Below are 20,426 nucleotides of genomic sequence, written 5' to 3'. Positions count from 1 at the left end.
GATGCCCACCGTCTCTCCGATGCGTCCGGCCGTCTCTCCGACCCGTCAGCGCCGCCTCAGCAGCGCCGGTGAAGGGGTATTTACGGATTAGGTCTGGGACCTGCAACCCCCATTTTGAAAAAACTTCACATTTCTCTGCAGAAACTCGCCCATGTTAATGAAAACAATAAGTTAGCTTAATAATTTGGGTAAGAAACAGGGCTGGGCGATGCGTGACGCGAGGGTTAGTCAAGGCTTTGGGCGGAATCGTACCCAATGCTTGGTATGCCCGCGGGACTCGACCCAAAGAAAACGCCGCCCGAGTCCCCTCGGGCGGCGCTACCTCTGCGATGATCGTCGGTTTACTTCAGATCAAATCGATCCGCGTTCATCACCTTGTTCCAGGCCGAGACAAAGTCACAGACAAATTTACCCTCGGCACCCGTCTGACCGTAGACCTCAGCGAGCGCCCGCAGTTGCGAGTTGGAACCGAAGACCAGATCGACGCGTGTACCGGTCCATTTGACCTCACCGCTGGCGCGGTCACGACCTTCATAGACACCCTTGCCGGCAGGTTTCCATTCGGTGCCCATGTCCAGAATGTTGGTGAAGAAGTCATTGCTGAGTACACCCACACGATCCGTGAATACCCCATGCTTGGCGTCACCGAAGTTGGCGCCCAGAACACGCAGGCCACCGACAAGTGCCGTCATCTCGGGTGCGGAGAGGGTCAGCAATTGCGCGCGATCGACCAGCAACTCTTCGGGCGAGATGGTGTAATCAGCCTTTTGGTAGTTGCGGAAACCGTCTGCTGCGGGCTCCAGGACTGCGATGCTGTCCACATCGGTCTGCTCTTGCGATGCATCGGTGCGGCCCGGGGTGAACGGGACCTCGACATCCTGACCGCCAGCTTTGGCAGCCTGCTCGATGCCGACGGCACCGGCCAGAACGATCAGGTCGGCCAGCGACACTTTCTTGTTGCCTGACTGCGCGCCGTTGAACGCTTCTTGAACGCCTGTCAGCGCATCCAGCGCCTTGGACAGTTTCATTGGCTCGTTGACGTCCCAATCCTTCTGAGGTGCAAGACGGATACGGGCGCCGTTGGCACCACCGCGCTTGTCCGACCCGCGGAAGGTCGAGGCCGAGGCCCATGCGGTTGAGATCAGTTCGGACACCGACAAACCGGTTGCAGCGATCTTGGCTTTCAAATCCGCAATATCCGCAGCATCGACCAGATCGTGATCCACTGCAGGCACGTTGTCCTGCCAGATCAACTCTTCGGTCGGGGCTTCCGAACCGATATAGTTCGAACGCGGACCCATGTCGCGGTGAGTCAGCTTAAACCAGGCGCGCGCGAAGGCATCTGCGAACTCTTCCGGGTTCTCGTGGAAGCGTTTGGAGATCGGGCCATAGATCGGATCCATGCGCATCGCCATGTCGGCGGTGGTCATCATGGTTTTGACCTTCTTGGTCGGATCACCGGCCGCCGGGGCCATGTCTTCTTCCTTGACGCCGATTGGTTCCCATATCCATGCGCCTGCGGGGCTTTTGGTCAGGTTCCACTCGTATCCGAACAGCAGATCGAAATAGCCGTTGTCCCATTTGATCGGGTTTGCGGTCCATGCGCCCTCGATGCCCGAGGTCGTGGTATCGTCACCCACGCCCGAGCCGAACTTGTTGATCCAGCCAAGGCCCATCTCTTCAATCGGTGCCGCTTCGGGTTCGGGGCCGACCAGATCAGGATCGCCCGCGCCGTGCGCCTTACCAAAGGTGTGGCCACCAGCAACCAGTGCGACGGTTTCTTCGTCATTCATCGCCATCCGGCCAAAGGTGTCGCGGATATCACGGCCCGAGGCCAGCACGTTTGGTTCACCATCCGGGCCTTCGGGGTTCACATAGATCAGACCCATCTGAACGGCGGCCAGCGGGTTTTCCATGTCGCGCTCACCAGTGTACCGGCTGTGCGGATTGTCGGTGGGGGCAAGCCACTCAGTTTCGGAACCCCAATAGATGTCTTCTTCAGGCGCCCAGATATCCGCGCGACCACCAGCAAAGCCAAATGTTTTGCCGCCCATGGATTCAATGGCGCAATTGCCGGCAAGGATCATCAGGTCGGCCCAGGAAATCTGGTTGCCGTATTTCTGCTTGATCGGCCACAGCAGACGGCGCGCCTTATCAAGGTTGCCGTTATCCGGCCAGCTGTTCAGTGGCGCAAAGCGCTGGTTCCCAGTCGAGGCACCGCCACGGCCATCCGCCGTGCGATATGTACCGGCGCTGTGCCAGGCCATCCGGATGAACAGACCGCCGTAATGACCATAGTCGGCAGGCCACCAATCCTGAGAATCGGTCATCAGCGCGTACAGGTCTTCTTTCAGCGCCTTCATGTCCAGCTTCTTGAATTCTTCAGCGTAGTCGAAATCAGGCTCCAGCGGGTTCGACGCGGGCGCGTTCTGATGTAGGATCGAAAGGTTCAGCTGGTTCGGCCACCAATCCCGGTTTGACCGGGTTCCTGCGCCGTGCATTACAGGGCATCCGCCCGTTTTGGGGTTATCACTTCCGTCCATGTCGATCTCCAATCCTGGCTAAAATCCGGCTCGTTCGCGCGGTAAGAAACGCGGGCGATCAAGAACATATATAGATGACACTTTTACCTCTTTTAGATGCGCGGCTCAAAACGCGCGCATTCCGCAAGAGGTATCGGCGACTCTTGTCTTGTCGTCGCCAGACCTAGCAAATTCGAACCATGCAAATAAGTTTTCTTTATGGATGGTTATGATAACCAAAAACTATCACTAAGCACCCAGTGCGCATCGCCGGAATTCAGGCCGATAGCTCAGTCATCGGTCATCAGCGACCTCAATCCGACCCGATAGTTCGGATATATCAGGTTTACACCCAGCTCATCCTTGATCCGATCGTTTCTGACCCGCTTGTTCTCATTGTAAAAGCTGCGCGCCATGGGGGTCATGTCGGCCTCGTCGAACGGTACTTCGGGCGGCAATGGCAATCCCTGCAATTCGGCCGCATAGGCGATGACATCCTGCGGTGGAACGGGTTCATCATCACATACGTTGTAAATCGCCCCCGGATTGGGCGCGGACATGGACGCGGCAAGAACCTGGGCAATGTCGGCGACATGAATTCGGGAAAAGACCTGCCCCGGCTTGATGATACGTCGCATACCCACACGCTTGAGCTTGGAAAACGGCCCACGACCGGGACCATAGATGCCTGCAAGGCGAAAAATGTGTGTCGGCAAGCCGGGGATGTTCCGCCACTGCTCTTCCGCCTGCACCCGCCATTTGCCGCGCTGCGCCGTTGGCGTCGCGGGGGTGGCTTCGTCGACCCAGTTGCCCTGATGATCGCCATACACGGCCGTGGTCGACAGATAGCCAACCCATTTGAATTGCGCCGCCCTTTCCGCAATCTCATCCGCCAATGCAGCCAGAACCGGATCTCCGTCCGCGTTTGGCGCGGCCGAGATCAAAAGATGCGTCACCCCATCCAGCTGTGGCACTTGCCCCGGCCAAATCACCGGCTCTGCGCCGGATGCCTTGACCACCGGCGATTGGGCCGGATCACGCGTCGTGCCGAAGATACGCCAACCATGGGGTTGCAACTGACGGGACAAGGCCTGTGCCGAGTACCCGTGACCGAAGGAAAATAGTGTGCCTGTCATACGCTCTTAGATGATCCGCAATTTCGCCAGATGCAAGAACTCTGCCAAGGATACTTGATTCGAATCCCCCAATGCGCCTTTCTTTTGGATATGAGTGACAAAACACCAGACCTGCATGCCGCCTACGCGCTGGATTCCCCGGAAGACCACAAGCGTCTCTATGCTGAATGGGCCGGGGATTACGATGAAGGCTTTGCCACGCGCGAGGACTATCAGCTGCACATCCATACCGCCCGCGCCTTTGTCGGCGCCGGCGGGCAAGGGCCTGTGCTTGATGTAGGTGCAGGCACTGGCCTGTGCGGCGCGGTTCTGGCCCGGCTGGGTGTGGGACCGATAGATGCCACCGATATCAGCGCCGAGATGCTGGATCAGGCCATGCGCAAGGATATCTACCGCGACGCCATTGAGGCCGATCTGAACGAAGGCATCCCGGTGCCGCGCGAAAGCTACTCCGGGATCGTTTCATCCGGCACGTTCACCCATGGCCACCTTGGGCCAGAAGCTTTGACTGCGCTGCTGCGTGTGGCCCGCCCCGGTGCTCAATTCGCGCTGTCGATCAATGCCCAACATTATGAAAAGCTGGGATTTGCCGAAGCCCTGCACCGGTTAGCGCAAGGCCAGATTCGGAACCTGACCCTGCCCGAAGTTCGCATCTATGGCGATCTTGCATCTGGCCCCAACAAAGATGACACAGCGCTGATAGCCCTGTTTGAACGCGCTTAGGCCGACTATCGACCTTTCCACATGGGATCACGCTTTTCAGCAAAAGCGCGGGCGCCTTCTAGATTGTCTTCAGAGCCATAGAGGGTATCAACCGTCGGCAATTGCCGCCCGGTAATCCGATTCATGGCATCCTGAAACTTGGAGTCTTCGGCATCCCGTACAATCTCTTTGATTGCGGCATAAACCAAAGGCGGACCGCTGGCCAAAAGACGCGCCAGTTCCCATGCCCGATCCATCAGTTGATCGCCCGGCACGATTTCGTTCACCAATCCCCAGTTCTTAGCCTCTTGGGGGTCGAACCAGCGTCCGGTCAAAAGCAGTTCCATCGCCACGTGATACGGAATACGTTTTGGCAGTTTGACACTTGCGGCATCGGCCACTGTGCCTGAGCGGATTTCCGGCAGCGCAAAACTGGCGTGTTCCGCGGCAAGGATCATGTCGGCGCTCAGGGCCAATTCCAGCCCGCCGCCACAAGCAATCCCGTTGACGGCTGCGATGACTGGCTTGTTCATGTCCCGCAGTTCCTGCAGCCCGCCAAAGCCACCAACGCCATAGTCTCCGTCGACTGCGTCTCCGTCAGCGGCTGCTTTCAAATCCCAGCCGGGGCAAAAGAACTTCTCGCCGCCACCGGTCAGGATGGCGACGCGCAGATCTGGATCATCACGGAAATCACGAAACACTTCGCCCATGACACGGCTGGTCGCCAAATCAATCGCGTTCGCTTTGGGACGGTCCAAAGTGACTTCCAGAATTGCGCCATCGCGCTTGGTTTTGACCGGGTTCATATACTTGCCTTTCGGATCAGAGCATCCACCGCTATGGCACGGTTCGGTGTGCAGATCAGTGGGTTTATTTCAACTTCGCTGACATGGGATGCGTTGGCAATGACATAGGCCTGCACCGCATCGACAGCGTCCAGGATCGCCTCAATCTCTGCCGCTGGTTTGCCGCGATATCCCGCCAGCAAGGGTGCGCAGTTCAATTTGCCCAGCGCCTCTTTCACCGCGTCGCGAGAGGAGGGGATCAAAAGGGAAACCGTGTCACGCAGGATTTCAGTCAACACACCTCCGGCACCTAGCGTCAGAACGAACCCGTGGGCCGGGTCTCGGGTGACGCCGACCAACAATTCTGCCACGCCGCCGACAGCCATTTCCTCAACAAGGACGTCATCGGTTCCGATATCCGCCGCGACTTCGCCCACAGCGTCGGCGAGAACCTCAAGGCGCACGGCCGCATGTTCCGATTTATGCGCCAGCCCGACGCCCTTGATCGCAAATGGACCAGTCAGCGCGGTAGAGGCTTGTTTCGCCAGGTTCGCCGGTACCACAAGGTTGAGCGGTACACGCACACCGAATTCCGCCAGCGCCTTTTTGGCTTCTGCTTCGGTCAGAACATGATCCGCAACGGTATCCGAGGGCAGCAGGACCGGTTCGGCCTCTGTTGCTTGCGACCGCGCGGCCGCCTCAATTGCCGCAAGCGCTTCATGCAATCCGGCAAAAGGGATAACACCGCCATCGAGTAATCGCTGTGCAACGTCTTCGGGCAAAAGCTCCGGCAGAGTCGCCGTTACCGCAAAGGGGCGCCCCGTCTGAGCAACACTATTCAAAGCGGCCTGCGTGGCGCATTCCCAATCCGTCGCATCCGTGTGCGGATAGTCGAGAATAGCCATAGTCAGGGCCTGTTCCGGCCCCATCATAGCAGTCCAAGCGCGGGTCATGGCTGGCGTGTCACGCCATATATAGGTGTGATAATCCAGCGGGTTCGCCAAGGCCACCATCGGCCCCAAGGCATCGCGCAGGTCAGCTTTTTGTGCTTGCGACAACGGCGGGAAGTGCAGATTGCGCCCCTCGGCCATGTCCGCAGCCAGACTTGCTTCACCACCTGAGCAACTGATCGACCCCAAACCGTTGCTGTCCAACCGCCCGGTCACGTGCAGCAGCTTGAGGCATTCCAGGAAACTGGGAATGTCATCCAAACGCGCGATCCCAAGGCGATCCAGAAATGCCTGCGCGCCCGCGTCGCCTCCGGCCAATGATGCAGTGTGAGAAATCGTCGCCGCCTGTGCATGGGCGGACCGGCCCACTTTCAGCGCAACAATCGGCACGTTACGATCTCGCGCCTTTTTGGCCAGCGCCTCCCATTTACGCAGGTCACCGAAGCCTTCAATGTGGACACCTACCGCGGTGATCCGGTCATCATCCAAAAGGGCCGAGGCGATGTCGGCCTGATGGGTTTGCGCCTGGTTCCCACTGGTCAGCATAAAGGCCAGCGGCAAGGCCCGGCGCTGCATCGTCATATTGATCGCTATGTTCGAACTTTGCGTCAGGATCGCCACACCGCGATCTACCGGTCGCATGCCGTGCTGATCGGGCCAAACAGCGGCGCGGTCCAACCCGTTGACGAAGCCATAACAGTTTGGCCCCAGGATCGGCATCTCGCCTGCGGCCTGCACCAAACGGACCTGCAAATCTGCACCCTGATCGTCCTCGGCATGCGCTTCGGTAAATCCCGAGGCAAAACACACTGCACCCCCGGCCCCCATGGCCGAAAGGACCGCGATCGTCTCGATCGTTGCATGACGGTTGATGCCAACAAAGGCTACGTCGGGGGCCGCTGGAAGGTCCTCAAGGCGTGCAAAAGCACTCAGACCCGCGATTTGACCGGCTTTTGGGTGGACCGGCCAGATGTCGCCCTGAAACCCGAATTTCCGGGCCTGTTCGATCACTGAGACGCACCAGGCGCCGCCGCCAATCACAGCGATGGATGTGGGGTGCAAAACGCGTGACAGGGAAGACATCAGGCGGCCCCCTCCATCACGCACCGAGTGCCCTCAGAAGATCGCGACTGATAATGTGGCGCTGAATTTCGCTGGTCCCGTCCCAGATACGCTCGACCCGCGCGTCGCGCCAGAACCGCTCAAGCGGGTAATCGTCCATCAGACCCATGCCGCCGTGAATTTGGATGGCGGCATCGGTGACCCGCGCGAGCATTTCCGAGGCATAGAGCTTAGCCGAAGCAATTTCGCGGTTGGCAGGCAGGCCTTTGTCCAGGCGGTCGGCTGCGGCCAGCGTCAACAAGTCCGCCGCGTCAATCTCGGTGATCATATCCGCGATTTGGAAGGACACGCCCTGAAACTTGCCGATCTTCTGGCCGAACTGTTCGCGCGTGGCGGAATAGTCCAGCGCATAGTCGAAAGCGCGGCGTGCGCGGCCTACGGACATGGCAGCAACCGTGATACGAGTCGCATAAAGCCAGGTGTTCATCACTTCAAAGCCGCCATCAACCTCACCCAGAACCTGAGCGTCCGGCAGACGGCAATCATCGAAATCAAGAACCATGTTCTTGTAACCGCGATGGCTAACCGACTTGTACCCGTCCCGGATGGTGAAACCGGGCGTTCCGCGATCCACCAGAAACGCCGTAATCCGCTTTTTGGGGCCTTTCGGCGTCTGATCCTCGCCGGTCGCGATAAAAACGATGATGAAATCCGCGTGCTCCGCGCCCGAGATGAAGTGCTTGGTGCCATTGACCACCCAGTCTCCGCCATCCCGCACCGCGGCGCACTTCATTCCACGAACATCTGACCCGGCACCGGGTTCGGTCATTGCCAGCGCGTCCATCCTTTCGCCACGCACGGCGGGCATCAAGTATCGTTCGACCTGCTCGCCCTCACACGCCATCAGGATGTTCTGAGGACGCCCGAAGAAGTGGTTCAGCGCCATGGATCCGCGGCCCAGCTCACGCTCGACCAGCGCGAACTCCAGATGGTTCAACCCTGCACAACCGACGCTTTCGGGAAAATTACAGGCATAAAAACCCAGCTCAATCGTCTTGCGCTTGATCTCATCCGCGATCTCCTCCGGGACTTCGCCGGTGCGCTCGACCAGCGCCTCATGCGGGTAGATTTCGTTTTCCACAAAGCTGCGAACCGTAGAGACGATCATCTCTTGTTCGTCGGACAATCCATATTGCATCGGGCGTCTCCACATCTGGCGTTGCGGCATATTCTGACGCGGCTTGCCATTTGAAACGTGCAGAAATAGAAGTTTACCATGCAAGAATGGACTAAATCACCCTCTGCACCGCAGCAAATCGGGGTTCTTCTGTTCGACGGATTCTCGAACCATTGTCTGGCCAATACGGTCGAGCCGCTGCGGGCTGCAAACACTCTGGCCGGACGTAATTTGTACGATTGGCAGTTCCTTGCGTTGGAGGGTGGTCCAGTGACATCGTCATCCGGGCTGCAGGTCGCGCCGCATCGCCCACTCCAGATCGCCAGCGGAGACATCCTCATGGTCATGCCATCTTATGGATTCCGCGCGCATGGCGGGTGGCGCACACTTTCAGGCCTGCGTTCTGCGGATCAGCGGTTCAAAGTGCTGGCAGGCCTCGACACTGGCAGCTGGCTTTTGGCGCAGGCAGGGCTGCTGGACGGGCATCGCGCCACAATACACTGGGAAGAGCTGACCGGATTTACAGAAAGGTTCCCCGATGTCGAAGCCCACCGCGAGCGCTATGTCATCGACCGCAATCGCATCACTTGTTCCGGGGCCATGGCGGCCTTTGACCTGGTGCTTCATCTGATTGCACGGGATCAGGGACAGGCCCTGGCGCTGGAAGTGTCGCAACTGTTCATGACCCGCGATTCAGCGCGCTCGCATGCGGGCGGTGCCGGCGCGACCAGCGGTTACGTGAACAAGGCGCTGGCCTTGATGCAGGAACACCTTGAGATCCCCTTGCCAGTGTCCGAAATCGCAAGCCGGGTTGGCCGATCGCAGAAAGCCTTGTCCGTCCGCATGCAGTCCGAGCTGGGCGCGGGTCCTGCGCAGGTTTACCGCCGCCTGCGCCTGAACCTTGCGCGCAAACTGGTGGCGGAAACCGACCTGAGCATCGGTGAGGTTGCCCTGCGCGCGGGCTATGACGACCCCAGCGCCCTGACCCGTGCCTTCAAAGCCGAATTCGGGGTCACGCCGCGCGCGCTTCGGGCCAGCTAGGTATACATCTGTTTCTTGTAGGCCCTTGTCCGGGTCGTCGCCTCGGCCGATCCGTCATGATATGTGCCAAACCACTTGTCGAACGGAATTTCAGAGGTGCCGTAGTTGCATTCAAAATACCGGTGGTGAAGCTGGTGAAAGAAATCACCGGCACGGGCGGCATCCGTGTCTCCGGCCTTTAGTTTTTCAAACCCGGAATGAGACAACACGGGGCTGATCTGCTGGAAGGAGGCGTGGAACAGCACATGCAACGGGTGCGACGGAACGATCAGGTGGATGAAATAGGTCGTGAAGTACAGCAAGTTCTCGTACCAGTGGTTCGAGATTCCCGACCAAGGCCCAATGTTCACGTTACGATGATGCACAGCATGCACGTATTTGTAGAGCTTCGGGTGATGTTCCAGCCGGTGCACCCAGTAAAAGTGCAGACCTGACCACATCGGGATAAACACCATCCACACAACGAACCAGACCGGCGCGCCGGACCACGTGATGGTTGGCACATAGCCGTTGGCCATCGCCCAGTAGATGATCCACTGATAAACGGTCGCGACGGTCATCGCGCTGCCCAGCGTCCACCAGATATTGTCCAGAACCTGATTGCGGAATGTGAACGTACCATTGTTGCGGGTCAGGTCGCGGCGGTCGAACTTTTTGTACATGCCCTGCCCTTTTCGCATGTACAGCCACCAGTGCAGCCCACCTGCGACGAGTATCTGGGGCACCATGTTCAGCAGCCAAATGCGAAACATCCAACCCAGTGCAAAATTTTGCATACTTTCCAAGGACGGGAAAAAGAAAGCATAGGCGGTAACCGCCAGCGCAAGGCACAAGGTTATTGCCGTGATCTGCAGCCACGCCCCGCTGTACCATTTCAGCACGGCTGACGGACGTGGTGGCCAATTGAACAAGGGGTTTAACCCCACCGGACCTTCAGGATGATAGTGCCAGCGGGCGGATTCCGGACTCTGTGTAGTGTCAGACATGGTCGTTACCCTGATAAGGTTGTCATGTGGCGTAGTCAGAGCCGCCATCGTCCAATATGGCCTTGATCTCTCGCAGATGAGCCTGGGCCTGATCGGGATAGTCTTCCAATTCTTGCGCAGTCTTTTCGGCAATCTCATCTGGCAGGACGCGCAATGGCTGGCCGGTCTGCAGCGCTCGGATGTAGGTTTCCGCTGCGCGTTCAAAATAATAAAGCCTGTTAAAGGCATCTGCCGGGTCACTGCCGATCACAAGAACACCGTGATTGCCCATGATCATGACCTTTTTCTTGGGGTCCGACAGCATCGACGCGCAGCGTTCACCTTCGCTTTCAAAGGCGAGGCCTCCGAATTCCTGATCGATGACATACCGGTTATAGAAAGTGGCCGTGTTCTGATCGATCGGGGGCAAGGTGCTATCCGCCAACGATGCCAGGACCGTCGCAAAGATCGAATGCACGTGCATCACACAGCGCGCATGCGGACAGTGGCGGTGGATTGATCCGTGCAGACCCCAAGCCGTCGGATCCGGGGCACCGGGTTGGTTCATCACATCGGCATCATTTGCATCCAGAAAAAGCAGATTTGACGCTTTGACCCGTGCAAAGTGCATCTGGTTCGGGTTCATCAAAAATTGCGTACCTTCCGGGTTCACCGCAAGGCTGAAATGATTGGCAACGCCTTCGTGCATGTTCAATCGCTCGACCCAGCGAAAGGTTGCAGCCAGATTAACTCGTTCGGCCCAGTGGTCGATATTGGCGCGCAGGTTTGTAACAGTCATTCCGGGCTCCTTTGCGGATAGCTGAGAACTTTCGGAAATCGTGCCTGTAGCGTCAAAAATTGACCAACGAAAAAAACGCAACTATTCCATTAGCTGAACTAATGGCAAGGTTATACGCATGCAAAAACCACTTCCTCCGCTGGGTTGGCTCCGCACGTTTGAGGCGGCGGCGCGGCACTTGTCCTTTACCGGCGCGGCCCGTGATCTGAACATGACGCAAAGCGCGGTCAGCCAGCAGATCAAGTCCTTGGAAGGGTACCTTGGCCAGCCTTTGTTTTTGCGTCGGCCACGTGCGTTGGAACTGACCGAAGCGGGCATCACGTATCTTCCGGTGGTGCGCGAGGCATTTCGGACACTGGTACGTGGAACTCAGGCCGTGACCGGCGCACAGCAGAACGCAGTTCAGGTTCAAAGCAACATCACCTTTGCCGTGAATTGGTTGGCGCCCAGACTGCCGAAATTTCGGGTACAGCATCCCGAGGTGCAGCTGAATATCTTTACTGAGCTTTGGGAGCCGCGCGAAATGGCCGAAGGGGCCGCCGTGGAAATCCGTTATTCACTACGGCCGTCAGATACGGTTAGGACCGAATTGCTGAGAACCGATCATTATTATCCAGTCTGTGCGCCGGGCTATCACGTGACGTTGGACAACCTGCAACAGCACCCTCTTTTTGACTGCTCAAACCTGCTGTCAAATTGGCTGGGTTGGGCCGAGGAGCAGGATCTAAATTGGGAAAATCCTGCAATTACTTATTCGACCACCTACTTGGTCAGCCTGTCCGTAGCCATGGCTGGCGGAGGGCTGTGTCTGGCGCATGACACCATTGCCAGTGACCTGATTGAACAGGGTCGTTTGGTTGCTCCGTTTGCTCATCGCGCGCCTATGCCCGAAGCCTATTACCTGCTGCTGTCGCCGAGCGCCGAAGAAAGTCCCGGCGCCATAGCGTTTGCCAATTGGGTTCGCCGCGAGCTGGAGCATGATACACAGAAATAACCGAGGGTTGCTCCCGCCCATCATCGAGGCCCTGCCGGGCGTCTCTTCTGGTTGGGCAGTGCAGCGCTGACGCGCTGCGTGACGGTTTGATGATACCTGTTCACAAGGGGTTGAACCTTCCTGCGCATTCGGGAAAGTTGGGCCATGGAACACACACCCTTCCCTAGTTGGCCCGATGTCGCCCTCCGTTTGATTGCCGTAGCCGCAGGTCGCGAAGCTGCAGATTCGGTCATTCGCGGTGGAATCTGGGTGAATGTGCACAGCCGCGAAAGCCTTCCTAACCATGACATTGCCATCGCTGATGGGCGCATCGCTTACGTCGGACCCGATGCATCACACTGCATCGGTCCAGAGACTCAGGTCATCGAGGCCACCGGGCGCTATATGATCCCTGGCCTGTGTGATGCCCATATGCATATCGAATCGGGCATGCTGACACCGGCTGAATTTGCTCGCGCTGTCATTCCGCACGGAACCACCAGCATGTTCACCGACCCGCATGAGATCGCAAATGTCCTTGGCCTGGACGGCGTGCGCATGATGCATGACGAGGCGATGATGCAACCGGTGAACATCTTTACCCAGATGCCGTCCTGTGCCCCCTCCGCACCGGGGTTGGAAACCACAGGGTACGAAATTACCGCCGAAGACGTGGCCGAAGCGATGAGCTGGCCCGGCATCATCGGCTTGGGCGAGATGATGAACTTTCCCGGTGTCATCAATGGCGACCCAAAGATGCTGGCGGAAATCGCCGCAACGCAACGCGCCGGGAAAACCGTAGGAGGACACTACGCTTCGCCTGATTTAGGGCCTGATTTCGCCGCCTATGTTGCCGGGGGTCCGGCGGATGATCACGAAGGTACCTGCGAGGCAGACGCGATCGCACGTGTTCGGCAGGGGATGCGGTCGATGATGCGGCTGGGCTCGGCCTGGTATGACGTGGAAAGCCAAATCACTGCGGTCACGAAAAAAGGGTTGGACCCGCGCAACTTTATCCTGTGCACCGACGATTGCCACTCAGGCACGCTGGTTAATGACGGCCATATGAATCGCGTGGTTCGGCACGCCATCGCTTGCGGATGTGATCCGCTGATTGCCCTGCAAATGGCGACGATCAACACGGCGACCCATTTCGGGCTGGAACGTGAGATCGGCTCGATCACACCGGGGCGGCGCGCGGATATTATCCTTAGCTCGGACATGAAAGAACTACCCATCGACACCGTGATTGCGCGCGGTCAGATCGTCGCTGACAGCGGCAAAATCACCGTGGATTGCCCGCACCTCAACTGGCCTGATACCGCCCGGAACACCGTGCATCTGGGGCATACCCTGACCGCTGCCGATTTCGAAATCCAAGCACCTGCAGGGGCAAACCGCGTGCAGGCTAACGTGATCGGCGTGGTGGAAAACCAGGCTCCGACCAAAGCTCTGAAAGCTGAACTGCCGATCATCGAAGGATTGGTCGAGGGCGACGACGATGTCTGCCAGATCGCGCTGGTTGAACGGCACCGGGCGACGGGCGGCGTGACGAACGCATTCGTTTCCGGATTCGGATATCAGGGCAAAATGGCCATGGCCTCGACCGTGGCGCATGACAGCCATCACATGATCGTTGTCGGCACGGATCGCGAACAGATGGCACTGGCCGCAAATCGGCTGGCCGAGGTGGGTGGCGGCATCACCATCTTCCGAGATGGGGAAGAACTGGCGCTGGTCGAACTGCCCATCGCAGGCCTGATGTCGGACAGCCCCGCCGCAACTGTGGCCGCCAAAGCCGAAGACATGGTCGCCGCGATGGAGGCCTGTGGCTGCACCCTCAACAACGCATATATGCAGCACTCACTTTTGGCACTGGTCGTGATTCCGGAATTGCGGATATCGGATCTGGGTCTGGTGGATGTGCGCACCTTTGAAAAGATTGATCTTCTGGAACCACTTGCATGACAATAATAAAAACACCCGACGCACCTAAACCGGAACAATTCACCGACCCCAAAGCAGCGGTCGCTCGGTTGGAAGCGCTGTATGAACAAGCAACCCGCTTTCTGTGCGACAGTTTCTCGGCAGCCATTGAGCACGGCACTCCAACGGCGCGATTCAGAGCCTATTACCCGGAAATTCGCATCAGAACGTCGTCCTATGCGCATGTCGACAGCCGCCTGAGTTTTGGCCACGTCTCAGAGCCCGGTATTCATGCCACGACGGTTACACGGCCGGATTTGTTCCGGTCTTATTTGACCCAGCAGATCGCGTTGCTGATCAAGAACCACGACCAGCCGGTTACGATTGGGCCGTCCGACACACCAATCCCGGTGCATTTCGCGGTTGCCAACAATCCCGATCTGCACGTCCCGCAACAGGGCGCGGCCGGGTTCACGTTGCGCGATGTCTTTGACGTTCCCGACCTGACCACGACCAACGATGATATCGTCAACGGGGTGTACGACCACGAGGATGAAGCCGGTCCGCTAGCCTTGTTTACTGCCCAACGCGTCGACTATTCGCTGGCCCGGCTTGCGCATTATACCGCGACGGATCCCAGCCATTTCCAGAACCATGTCCTGTTCACGAACTACCAGTTCTACGTCTCTGAGTTCGAGAATTACGCGCGCGCGCAATTGGCCGATCCCGACAGCGGTTACACCAGCTTCGTCTCGACCGGGAATGTCGAGATCAAGGGCTCCGAGGAAGAGTTGCTCCAACCACTGAAGCTGCCGCAAATGCCAACCTATCACCTGAAACGCGAGGACGGATCCGGGATCACGCTGGTCAATATCGGCGTTGGGCCTTCGAACGCTAAAACGGCCACTGACCATATCGCCGTTCTGCGGCCCCACGCCTGGCTGATGGTCGGCCACTGTGCCGGGCTGCGCAACACGCAGGCGCTGGGGGATTTCGTTCTGGCCCACGCCTACCTGCGTGAAGACAAGGTGCTGGACGATGACCTGCCGGTCTGGGTTCCGATCCCGCCGCTGGCCGAGGTTCAGGTCGCGCTGGAAAGCGCCGTGGCCGAGGTCACCGAGTTGGAAGGATACGAGCTTAAGCGGATCATGCGGACCGGCACCGTCGCCTCGGTCGACAACCGCAACTGGGAACTGCGCGATCAGTCCGGCCCTGTGCAAAGGCTCAGCCAATCCCGCGCCATTGCACTGGATATGGAAAGCGCAACCATCGCCGCAAATGGCTATCGGTTCCGGGTTCCCTACGGCACATTGTTGTGTGTTTCTGACAAACCGCTGCACGGCGAATTAAAGCTTCCGGGCATGGCATCTGCCTTTTATACCACCCAGGTCAGTCGCCATCTTGCAATCGGAATTCGGGCGATGGAACATCTGCGCGGCATGCCGTTAGAGCGTCTGCACAGCCGGAAATTGCGTTCATTCGACGAAACAGCCTTTCTCTGACGCAAAAAAGCAACGATTTCCCCATATTTTTAGGGTTTTCAACGCTACTATTCGTTGTGTTCGACCACAATATCCCGTTACAGTTACGCGGTGAGGCCCTATGTATCGGGCACGTTAAGGAGACCAAGAAATGGCAAAGCCTATGACAAAGACTCAGCTGGTGGCTGCTCTCGCTGAGGAAATGGGAACCGACAAGAAAGCTGCAAACGCAGCGTTGGAGGCCATGACTGGCCTGATCACCCGTGAAGTTTCCGCCGGTGGCGCAGTGACCCTGCCTGGCGTTGGCAAAATCTACTGCCGCGAGCGCCCCGAGCGCATGGTGCGCAACCCCGCCACCGGCGAGCAGTTCAAGAAAGAAGCCGACAAGGTGGTCAAGATGACCATCGCGAAAGCTCTGAAGGACAGCGTGAACGGCTGATCTCAGCTTTCACAGTGACATGATTGAGGGCCGCCGTTTTGGGGGCCCTTTTTCTTTTTCCTCCCCTTTGAAACTGGTCTTTTGTGTTTGTCTGCTTTGAGCCCAAAGCCACTTATCACACTTGTCAGCCTAAAGGTCTGAGCAAGACATCAGTCAGATTTGTTGGTTTTATTTCTATTATCAATGCGGCGTTCGATTACACCCAGCATCAATACTGCGTAGATCATGGGGAAAGCAGCCAGGTACCAAAGCAACGACTGTCGACCAGAGTTTATGTGAACCAGCAATAACGCTATGGAAACAAACACGAGCCTCACACCGAGTCCTTTTCGGAACTGAGGAAGCTCGTTTCTTGCAGGAATTCTGATCAACTCAACCAATTGTTTCATGGCCTTATTGCACGTTTGTTGGTTGCGAATGTCAAGAAACCAACAAATTTTGCTTTGCCTCTGAAATCGAACGGCATTTCAGGGGTAGTCACAAGCCAGTGGCTCATATTTGAATGACCGCTTAGTCCGCATTGCGGACACAGTCGCGGCCAGAAACCGTGCCAAAAAAAACGGACGCCGAAGCGCCCGTTTTTATTTCACTGCCCAGATTGGTCAGTGAACCGTCTCAACCTTGTGGAAGTCCAGATCACGACCTTCCGGCATTGAATTGATGCTCATCACCTCCTTGCGCTTGGTGATCAGGATATAGACCACACAAGCCAGATAAAGGCCGACGACAACCGCGCCGATCCACTGGATCTGCAGCCACTGGCTCTGGAACAGCAGGGTCAGGACAAACAGCAGGGCGACGTTGCCTGCAACGTAGATCGCCTTGCCGAACCGCTCGACTGTCAGGTTCAGGTTGTCTGTATAGAGCCTAATCAGCGAGTCCAGCGAGTTGATCACAAAGGTCACGCCCACGATCACCATCGCGATGTTGGTGATGCCCGCAGTGCTGATGCCGTTCAGGTGATAGTAGTAGAGAACGGTGAACCAGATTCCCAACGGGATCGACGGGAAAATCAGCAGCGCCGCCAGCAATTGCCAGGTTTTCAGACCACCGACAAAGCGAGAGGTGAACTGGCCAATCATGATCGACCACGCGAACCACCAGAACAAATAGAAGGCGTGATAATCGGTCAGCGGCAGGACAAACTTGTGCAGGTTGGCAAAGTAAGCGCTGATGTTGCTGCCGGTTTCAACAAATCCGGTCATGCCCATGCCAGCCGCGACCCACATTCCGATGATCAGCGCAAGGAACAGGAAGGTCGAACCCACGGACAGGATACGCACGTATTTCAGGTCGGTCGAAGAATAGGCCGCTGCCAGAATGACCACAAATACGATGATGTAGAAGGTTGAAACCACGGATTCGCCGTCTCCGACTTCAGGCAGATAGCCAGGCAGGTAGATCAGAAACAGGCTGGCGGTGAAGGCGCAGGTGCCAATAATCACCACGTTGTTGATCAACTTGACCAGCGGGATCTCAAAGAACTTCACGCGGGGTTCGATGACGCAGAAATAGAACGCCGTCAGGAAGTAGAAGGCCCAGATCAGGAAGCCCCAGAACCCGAACTCGATGGCCAGCGGGTTCGCAAAGGCATAGGCCGGTTCCTCGGCATATCCGCCAAACTCGGTCAGCGGGAACATGATCAGGCCGACATCCAGACCGGACGTGAACAGGATCGCGATGAAGGTGAACAGATGCACTGGCGTGACGCCCACGCAACGCAGGTTCCACCATTTCACGACGAAGAAAGCGACCAGGCCCAATGCCAGCAGGACGCCGAAAGACAGAATATACCCCAAAAGCACCAACATACCTCCCTTGGTTAGTCAGATTGCGGTTCGCATACCTTTAATTGACTGATCAATCAACAAACACTGCAATGCCGAATGTAACTGATGAGGCCTGTGGTTTTTTTGACGCGGGGCGCTTGCGCGTTTGAGATAATTCCGAAACAGTCGCGGCGTTTGGGAGAGCGTCATCATGGATCTGCGCGCCATAGCCATGGGGCTGGCATTTGCCTTCATCTGGTCGTCAGCCTTCACCTCGGCGCGGATCATCGTTGCCGATGCCTCGCCCCTTTTCTCACTGGCGCTGCGATTTTTGATATCGGGGTTGTTGGGGGTCGCAATTGCACGGGCGATGGGCCAAAGCTGGAGGCTGACGCGCGCGCAATGGTACGCGACTATTCTGTTCGGAATATGCCAAAATGCCCTTTATTTGGGTCTGAATTTCTACGCAATGCAAACCGTACAAGCATCTGTTGCGGCGATTATTGCATCAACAATGCCCCTGATCGTGGCATTAGCCAGCTGGACACTGTTTCACGAAAAACTTCGACCACTGGGCGTGTTCGGATTGCTGGCGGGTTTCGCTGGCGTCGCATTGATCATGAGCAGCCGGATTAGCGCGGGCGCCGACCTGTTTGGCGTCATGCTGTGCGGGCTGGGCGCGCTGGCGCTCAGCTTTGCGACACTGGCTGTGCGCGGGGCAACATCCGGCGGCAATTTCATGATGGTGGTCGGGCTACAGATGCTGGTGGGCGCGGCAATTCTGTTCTTCGCGGCCCCCATATTCGAGACGATCTACATTCACCCGAACGTACCGTGGATGCTGGCCTTTGCTTATACGACACTGTTCCCTGGCTTGTTGGCGACACTGATCTGGTTCCATTTGTTGAACAGGATCGGCGCGATCCGAGCCGCAACTTTTCACTTTTTGAACCCGGTCTTTGGCGTCGCGGTCGCTGCTGCTCTGCTGGGTGAAAAGCTTGGTCCGATGGATGCGGTTGGCGTGGGCATCACAACGCTGGGAATTCTGGCAGTGCAGCTGTCTCGGCAGACCGATCAGCGCAGCAATGCCTCGACCTGACGCAAGAGCTTCGGTGAATCCGGTTTGACGTTCGAGCCATACGTCGCGACAACCTCGCCCGCTGGGTCAATCAGGATCTTGTTGAAATTCCACTTGGGGACAAAGCCCGTTTGCTGGGCAACAGCCCTATAAAACGGATGGGCACCGGCGCCTTTGACTGGGGTGATGTCGGTCATGGGCAAGGTCAGACCAAAATTCATCTCGCAGAATTGTTTCACTTCTTTCGCTGACCCCAGTTCCTGATTGAACGAATCCGAAGGGACGGCCAAAACCACGAGACCTCGATCAGCATAGGTGTCATGGATTTTTTGTAAGCCAGCGTATTGCCCCGTGAACCCGCAATGGGATGCCGTGTTCACAATCAGCACCGGCTGACCTCTCCACCCCTCAAGAGAAAGGGTTCCGCCGTCAATCGAGTCAAACTCACCGGTCAAAGGTGCAGCTTGAACAGCGCGGGCAACCAGCAATAGGACGGATAACAGAAGCAGTCTGAACATGGTGTCACCTCCTTTATTGTGAATTACGCGTGCGTTTGGCATTCGGATCACCCGCACGAGAACGCGAGCAGGCTGAAATATGATTTTGATTTTTGCCCCAGTATGCCCAAATAAAGGTCCAAGTCATATCAACACCGGAGAAGCCATGACCCGCTACACCAAAGACCCCGAGGCCATAGCCGCTCTTTCCCCTGAAGAATTTCACGTCACCCAACGCAGCGGGACCGAACGCCCCGGCACTGGAAAACTGTTGGGAAACAAGGAACCGGGCATATACGTCGATATCGTCTCGGGCGAACCGCTATTTGCCTCGACCCACAAATACGAATCCGGATGTGGCTGGCCAAGCTTTACCAAGCCCATCGTGCACGAGCATGTCGAAGAGATTGAAGATCGCACGCTTGGCATGATCCGGACCGAGGTCCGCTCGAAACATGGCGACAGTCATCTGGGGCACGTATTCCCCGACGGTCCACGCGAACACGGCGGGCTACGCTATTGTATCAACTCCGCCTCCTTGCGGTTCATTCATCGCGATGAGATGGAGGCCGAAGGGTACGGTGAATACCTGATCCATGTGGAGGAAATCCAATGACCAATGAACGCGCTGTTCTGGCCGGGGGCTGCTTTTGGGGCATGCAGGACCTGATCCGTAAATTGCCCGGCGTTTCCAGCACCCGCGTCGGGTATACTGGCGGTGACGTGCCGAACGCCACCTATCGTAACCACGGCACCCATGCCGAAGGGATCGAGATCATTTTCGACCCCGCGCAAATTACCTATCGCGACCTGCTCGAGTTCTTCTTTCAGATTCACGACCCGACAACCGTTAACCGTCAGGGCAATGATCGCGGGATGAGCTATCGCTCGGCCATCTACTTTGTGGACGACGCCCAGAAACAGTTGGCTGAGGACACGATTGCCGACGTGAATGCCAGCGGTATTTGGCCGGGCAAAGTCGTCACAGAGGTCGAACCCGTAGGCGATTTCTGGGAAGCCGAACCTGAACATCAGGATTACCTTGAACGTATCCCCAACGGCTATACCTGCCACTTCCCACGCCCCGATTGGGTTCTGCCCAAACGCGACGCAGCTGAGTAACC

Annotated in this window: 18 protein-coding genes; 9 read left to right on the top strand and 9 right to left on the bottom strand. The window is 57.3% G+C overall.

Annotated elements, in window-relative coordinates; genetic code table 11:
• Nucleotides 1-341 precede the first annotated feature (341 nt).
• Together katG and AC2FIB_RS20360 are read right to left on the bottom strand one after the other, a co-directional pair.
• Nucleotides 342-2,543, bottom strand: coding sequence for a catalase/peroxidase HPI (katG, locus tag AC2FIB_RS20365; RefSeq protein WP_496737285.1), 2,202 nt, complete (start codon nt 2,541-2,543; stop codon nt 342-344).
• A gap of 269 nt (nt 2,544-2,812) precedes the next feature.
• A complete protein-coding gene (locus AC2FIB_RS20360) occupies nt 2,813-3,658 on the bottom strand; it encodes an SDR family oxidoreductase (protein WP_496737287.1) in 846 nt (281 codons plus the stop codon).
• Between the two features lie 90 nt (nt 3,659-3,748).
• Here AC2FIB_RS20360 and AC2FIB_RS20355 point away from each other — a divergent pair, with 90 nt between their 5' ends.
• On the top strand, nt 3,749-4,381 hold the full coding sequence (locus AC2FIB_RS20355) for a class I SAM-dependent DNA methyltransferase (protein WP_496737289.1): 633 nt from the start codon (nt 3,749-3,751) through the stop codon (nt 4,379-4,381).
• Nucleotides 4,382-4,386: 5 nt separating this feature from the next.
• Here the strand turns inward: AC2FIB_RS20355 and AC2FIB_RS20350 are convergent, their stop codons facing one another.
• Genes AC2FIB_RS20350 through AC2FIB_RS20340 form a run of 3 tightly spaced genes read right to left on the bottom strand, consistent with a single transcriptional unit; the run spans nt 4,387 to nt 8,355 of the window.
• Nucleotides 4,387-5,166, bottom strand: coding sequence for a carnitinyl-CoA dehydratase (locus tag AC2FIB_RS20350; RefSeq protein WP_496737291.1), 780 nt, complete (start codon nt 5,164-5,166; stop codon nt 4,387-4,389).
• Entirely contained in the window at nt 5,163-7,178 is a 2,016-nt protein-coding gene (locus AC2FIB_RS20345) for an acetate--CoA ligase family protein (protein ID WP_496737293.1), read from the bottom strand. Before AC2FIB_RS20345 ends, AC2FIB_RS20350 begins: the two co-directional genes overlap by 4 nt.
• A 16-nt stretch (nt 7,179-7,194) precedes the next feature.
• Nucleotides 7,195-8,355, bottom strand: a complete 1,161-nt coding sequence (locus AC2FIB_RS20340) for an acyl-CoA dehydrogenase family protein (RefSeq protein WP_109313076.1) — start codon at nt 8,353-8,355, stop codon at nt 7,195-7,197.
• Between the two features lie 78 nt (nt 8,356-8,433).
• On the opposite strand from AC2FIB_RS20340, the gene AC2FIB_RS20335 reads away from it, so the two are divergent.
• Nucleotides 8,434-9,375, top strand: a complete 942-nt coding sequence (locus AC2FIB_RS20335) for a GlxA family transcriptional regulator (RefSeq protein ID WP_496737294.1) — start codon at nt 8,434-8,436, stop codon at nt 9,373-9,375.
• Here AC2FIB_RS20335 and AC2FIB_RS20330 read toward each other — a convergent pair.
• Nucleotides 9,372-10,361 carry a sterol desaturase family protein gene (locus AC2FIB_RS20330; RefSeq protein WP_496737296.1) on the bottom strand — a complete coding sequence of 330 codons (990 nt, stop codon included), beginning with the start codon at nt 10,359-10,361 and terminating at the stop codon, nt 9,372-9,374. The genes AC2FIB_RS20335 and AC2FIB_RS20330 overlap by 4 nt on opposite strands.
• 22 nt (nt 10,362-10,383) lie before the next feature.
• Complete coding sequence (locus AC2FIB_RS20325) at nt 10,384-11,139, bottom strand: class II aldolase and adducin N-terminal domain-containing protein (RefSeq protein WP_496737297.1); 756 nt, start codon at nt 11,137-11,139, stop codon at nt 10,384-10,386.
• A gap of 118 nt (nt 11,140-11,257) precedes the next feature.
• Between AC2FIB_RS20325 and AC2FIB_RS20320 the strand changes: the two genes are divergently transcribed.
• The 4 genes from AC2FIB_RS20320 to AC2FIB_RS20305 all read left to right on the top strand — a co-directional run bounded on the left by AC2FIB_RS20320 (nt 11,258) and on the right by AC2FIB_RS20305 (nt 15,958).
• Nucleotides 11,258-12,133, top strand: a complete 876-nt coding sequence (locus AC2FIB_RS20320; protein WP_496737299.1) for a LysR family transcriptional regulator — start codon at nt 11,258-11,260, stop codon at nt 12,131-12,133.
• A 144-nt stretch (nt 12,134-12,277) separates the two neighbouring features.
• On the top strand, nt 12,278-14,080 hold the full coding sequence (ade, locus tag AC2FIB_RS20315) for an adenine deaminase (protein ID WP_496737301.1): 1,803 nt from the start codon (nt 12,278-12,280) through the stop codon (nt 14,078-14,080).
• Complete coding sequence (locus tag AC2FIB_RS20310) at nt 14,077-15,540, top strand: AMP nucleosidase (protein ID WP_472722449.1); 1,464 nt, start codon at nt 14,077-14,079, stop codon at nt 15,538-15,540. Before ade ends, AC2FIB_RS20310 begins: the two co-directional genes overlap by 4 nt.
• A gap of 130 nt (nt 15,541-15,670) precedes the next feature.
• Nucleotides 15,671-15,958, top strand: coding sequence for an HU family DNA-binding protein (locus tag AC2FIB_RS20305; protein WP_039533371.1), 288 nt, complete (start codon nt 15,671-15,673; stop codon nt 15,956-15,958).
• A 602-nt stretch (nt 15,959-16,560) separates the two neighbouring features.
• Here AC2FIB_RS20305 and AC2FIB_RS20300 read toward each other — a convergent pair.
• On the bottom strand, nt 16,561-17,757 hold the full coding sequence (locus AC2FIB_RS20300; RefSeq protein ID WP_496737354.1) for a BCCT family transporter: 1,197 nt from the start codon (nt 17,755-17,757) through the stop codon (nt 16,561-16,563).
• 181 nt (nt 17,758-17,938) lie between these two features.
• Between AC2FIB_RS20300 and AC2FIB_RS20295 the strand changes: the two genes are divergently transcribed.
• A complete protein-coding gene (locus tag AC2FIB_RS20295; protein ID WP_496727332.1) occupies nt 17,939-18,826 on the top strand; it encodes a DMT family transporter in 888 nt (295 codons plus the stop codon).
• Here the strand turns inward: AC2FIB_RS20295 and AC2FIB_RS20290 are convergent.
• Nucleotides 18,802-19,323 (bottom strand): glutathione peroxidase, encoded by a 522-nt coding sequence (locus AC2FIB_RS20290; RefSeq protein WP_496737304.1) that lies wholly within the window; start codon nt 19,321-19,323, stop codon nt 18,802-18,804. The genes AC2FIB_RS20295 and AC2FIB_RS20290 overlap by 25 nt on opposite strands.
• Before the next feature lie 145 nt (nt 19,324-19,468).
• Here AC2FIB_RS20290 and msrB point away from each other — a divergent pair, with 145 nt between their 5' ends.
• Together msrB and msrA are read left to right on the top strand one after the other, a co-directional pair.
• Entirely contained in the window at nt 19,469-19,918 is a 450-nt protein-coding gene (msrB, locus tag AC2FIB_RS20285) for a peptide-methionine (R)-S-oxide reductase MsrB (RefSeq protein ID WP_170563837.1), read from the top strand.
• Nucleotides 19,915-20,424 carry a peptide-methionine (S)-S-oxide reductase MsrA gene (gene msrA, locus AC2FIB_RS20280; RefSeq protein ID WP_496737306.1) on the top strand — a complete coding sequence of 170 codons (510 nt, stop codon included), beginning with the start codon at nt 19,915-19,917 and terminating at the stop codon, nt 20,422-20,424. Before msrB ends, msrA begins: the two co-directional genes overlap by 4 nt.
• Nucleotides 20,425-20,426: the final 2 nt, after the last annotated feature.

The organism is Ruegeria sp. YTSA072 (assembly GCF_059610285.1).
This window is presented reverse-complemented; position numbering and strand designations above follow the sequence as displayed.